Source organism: Mesobacillus sp., assembly GCF_049588175.1.
GTDB lineage: Bacteria > Bacillota > Bacilli > Bacillales > Cytobacillaceae > Mesobacillus.
Genome location: NZ_JBAVFI010000127.1, coordinates 1 through 1,894, shown reverse-complemented (window position 1 = coordinate 1,894; position 1,894 = coordinate 1). Strand labels below are relative to the sequence as shown.

At 40.1% G+C, this 1,894-nt stretch carries 1 pseudogene; it reads left to right on the top strand.

Annotated features, from left to right (window positions below):
- Window positions 1-341: 341 nt before the first annotated feature.
- A pseudogene (locus WB217_RS03150) lies at window positions 342-1,699 on the top strand (IS1182 family transposase).
- Window positions 1,700-1,894 lie beyond the last annotated feature (195 nt).

Sequence of the window (1,894 nt, the reverse complement as noted above, 5' to 3'; positions counted from 1 at the left end):
CATAAGCATGTTATGTTTTAAGAGTTTTTATTTGAAGCTAAAAAAGACTTGCCGTATTGGGCAAGTCCCAGACTGTAGACAAACTCGATGAAAATCGAGTTTGTCTATTTTTATGGCTTGTACAATTTGGACGTTGATTGGAACGTAGGGCACTCGCTTTCCTCGGGCGGTCGGGGAGCCTCCTCGGCTTTCGCCTGCGGGGTCTCCCCTAGACGCGCTTTTCCCGCAGGAGTCTCGTACCTTCCGTTCCAATCAACTTTGTCTTACCTTTAAGATAGAACACTTTTGCCTGGAGTCATTTTTGTTTTAAAATAGAAGTATTAAAACTTGAGGTGATGAGGATGCTTTCTAAACATGATTCTATTCAGCGAGATCAACTTGAAATGATTACTTTAGATCAACTGGTGCCACCGAACCATTTGGTTCGTAAAATGGAGGCTGCCATTGACTTCACTTTCATTTATGACTTGGTGAAAGATATGTATTCAGAGGTAGGACGCCCAAGTATTGATCCAGTTATTTTAGTTAAACTGACTTTCATTCAATATACCTTCGGTATTCGTTCCATGCGTAAAACGATTGAAGAAGTTGAAACTAATATGGCTTACCGTTGGTTCTTAGGCTATGGTTTCCATGATAAAGTACCTCCTACTCCACGTTCGGGAAAAATTATGAGCGACGCTTTAAAGATACAGACCTGTTTGAACAGATTTTCTATCGCATTTTAATGACAGCTGCTAATAAAAAGTTATTAAGTGCTGAACACGTTTTCGTGGATTCCACACATGTGAAAGCCAGTGCGAATAAACGGAAATTTGAAAAGAAAATCGTTCGTAAAGAAACACGAGCGTATCAAGGACGTCTTCAAGAAGAAATCAATCAAGATCGTGAAAACCATGGAAAAAAGCCTTTTCCACCAGATAAATTTGATAAAGAAGAGACCAAAGAGATTAAAGAAAGTACAACGGATTCTGAGAGTGGCTACTATGTGAAAGATGAACGAACAAAACAGTTTGCCTATTCATTCCACGCGGCCGCAGACCGCAACGGTTTTGTATTGGGAACGATTGTAACACCTGGGAATATACATGACAGTCAGATCTTAGAGCCACTAGTTGAACAAGTGATTGAGAAAGTTGGAAAACCGGAAGCCGTTGCCGCAGATGCAGCTTATAAAACACCAGCGATTACAAGCTACCTATTTAACAAAGAAATCATACCGGCTTTACCTTATACACGTCCTCGCACCAAAGAAGGATTTTTCCGCAAACAGGACTATGTATACGATGAACATTTTGATTGTTACCTTTGCCCTTCGGGCGAAACTTTAAAGTACTCAACAACAAATAAAGAGGGCTATCGCGAGTACAAATCGCCAAAACACATCTGTGCAACATGCTCATCATTATCACGGTGTACAGAAAGCAAAGACTGTCAAAAAGTGGTGACACGGCATATCTGGCAAACATATGTGGAAGAAGCAGATCATCTGCGTCATCATCAAGATGTAAAACCTATATATGCGAAACGTAAAGAAACGATTGAGCGTGTATTCGCAGATGCAAAAGAAAAGCATGGTATGCGTTGGACTACTTTAAGGGGACTTAAAAAATTGTCGATGCAGGCGATGCTTACTTTCGCTGCCATTAATTTAAAGAAGATGGCCAATTGGACATGGCAAGGTCCAAAAATGGCCTAACATAGTGGGCTCGTAGAGCCCCAATCTCTTAACTTTAGGCGAAAATTCAAAGAGAATTTCAAAAGGGGTTCGGAATTTTTTAATTCCGAACCCCTTTTGTCTACAAACTGAAATAAGCATCTAAATGATGCTTATTTTTTGGAAGGCATTCCATCCAACCTACCATGCAGGTGAATTTTCACCATAATATTAATA